This window comes from Rothia nasimurium (genome assembly GCF_928391935.1).
GTDB lineage: Bacteria > Actinomycetota > Actinomycetes > Actinomycetales > Micrococcaceae > Rothia > Rothia nasimurium_D.
Map to the genome: position 1 here is coordinate 1 of NZ_CAKMTD010000023.1, position 1,167 is coordinate 1,167.

Genomic DNA, 1,167 nt, shown 5'->3' on the forward strand with positions numbered 1-1,167 from the left:
TGCTGAGGTCTAGGCCTTGTTCTTTGGCTTGGGTGATGAGGTTTTGGGCGAGTTGGTGTTCTGTTGTCATGGTGTTATTTTCTCCTGTTGGGGTTGGGAGGGTTTACACCGTTTTCCTGACAGTCCCGATGCGGATTCTGAATATCTCACCGTGTACAAATACCCCAGATACTACCGGGTTGAGGTTGCGGAGGAGCTTCTGGACGCTCGAGGCCAGCTCCCTGTCTATGTTAACGATTCAGAAGCATATAGCCTTAAAATTCAAGATAACATATCAGATCTTTTTAGAGATTTAAAAATCCTCCATACACTACAGAAGGATAACAATCTTGAATGGATTTATGACTGGGTAAAATATTACATATCAGTTCATGAGATTGATGCAGTAGTTATTTTTGACAACGGAAGCACAAAATACAGTATTGAAGAAATCAAAGAAACTGTAATTTCAGCAGGTAACGGAAAACTGAAAAAAGTTATAATCTTTGACTGGGACTTCCCGTACGGTCCCGCGATGAGTCCCTGGACTTCATTTTTCCTGCAACCATCTACATTTGCAGTTGCGCATGAATACATTTATCAATATGCTGACTTTGTTGTAAATACTGACATTGATGAATACATTCTTGAATCGGATACGAGTTTATCCCAGGCACTAGATGAGTCTGGCACGGGTTCCCTCGTAATCCATGGTCATTGGATAGAGAATATACCCCTACCTGGCGCTCACCTAGAAGAGTCATCGTCTCCAAGGGTGTGGCAGTTTGGCTACTTCAATCCAACCCGCCTGAACTCGGGCAAGTGGGTCTCCCGCCCCCAGGATCTCAACGATCCAACTGTTCACTTCAGTGAACACTGGATTTCAGGGCGTTCCTTAACTGCAGACCCTCGATTCAGAGTTGCTCATTTTACAGCATTAACTTCTGGCTGGTTTGATCCTTCTAGAAAAGACCAGATGCAGCTTGATGACACACTGAGAATCGATCCTTTACTAATTAAAAGCCTCAAGAAGGCGTTCCCTGAAAAGATGCCAGAATCTACGAGGCTTATTCAAAAGTAGACACGCACCCCACACCCACCAACTAGACAACGGCCCCACCCGCGGCAAAAATATGAGCGTTAAATCTCTACAAATAACCTCAAGCCATACCGGACAAGACCGTTGCT

General features: G+C 44.5%; 1 protein-coding gene. It reads left to right on the plus strand.

What is annotated here, in order from left to right:
• The first annotated feature begins 151 nt into the window (after window positions 1-151).
• On the plus strand, window positions 152-1,060 hold the full coding sequence (locus L7A15_RS10585) for a hypothetical protein (protein WP_237212508.1): 909 nt from the start codon (window positions 152-154) through the stop codon (window positions 1,058-1,060).
• Window positions 1,061-1,167: the final 107 nt, after the last annotated feature.